General features: G+C 71.2%; 1 protein-coding gene. It reads left to right on the top strand.

Annotated features, from left to right (window positions below):
* A partial coding sequence (locus D183_RS0117810) for a c-type cytochrome (protein ID WP_026144609.1) occupies window positions 1-438 on the top strand: 438 nt, incomplete at its 5' end.
* Between the last annotated feature and the right edge of the window lie 82 nt (window positions 439-520).

Raw genomic sequence — 520 nt, forward strand, 5'->3', positions numbered from 1 at the left:
CCGGCGCCTGCACCGGCCTCTGCGCCGGCGGCGACCGCGCCCGCCGCTGCTGCTCCTGCCGCCGCACCGGCTCCCGCTGCGGCGGTGACGCCGATTCCGAAGGGACCGCCGGTCAAGGTCACCCCGGAGTTGGTCGCCGAAGGCAAGGCGCTGTTCAACTCCGCCGGCTGCACCGCCTGTCACGGCGGCACCGGTGGTGGCGGCATGTGTCCGCCGCTGACCAACGATATCTGGGTGTACGGCAGCGACGACGACACCTTGCGTACGCTGATCACCGAAGGGACGGCCGGCATGACCGCGCACGGCAAGACCCGGATCGGCCACGAGAAGGTGGTCGGGCAGATGCCGCCGTTCGGTCCCGTGCTCAAGCCGGGCGATACCGAGAAGCTGCTGGCCTTCATCCATTCCATCAACAAGACCGCGGGCGCCACGCAATGAGGAAAGCGTTGCGCCTGTCCGCCGTCGTCGCGCTGTCGCTGTTCGCCGCTGCGTGCCAGCGCACCGCCGCGCCGACGGCGGG

The organism is Xanthomonas sp. SHU 199, from assembly GCF_000364665.1.
GTDB lineage: Bacteria > Pseudomonadota > Gammaproteobacteria > Xanthomonadales > Xanthomonadaceae > Xanthomonas_A > Xanthomonas_A sontii.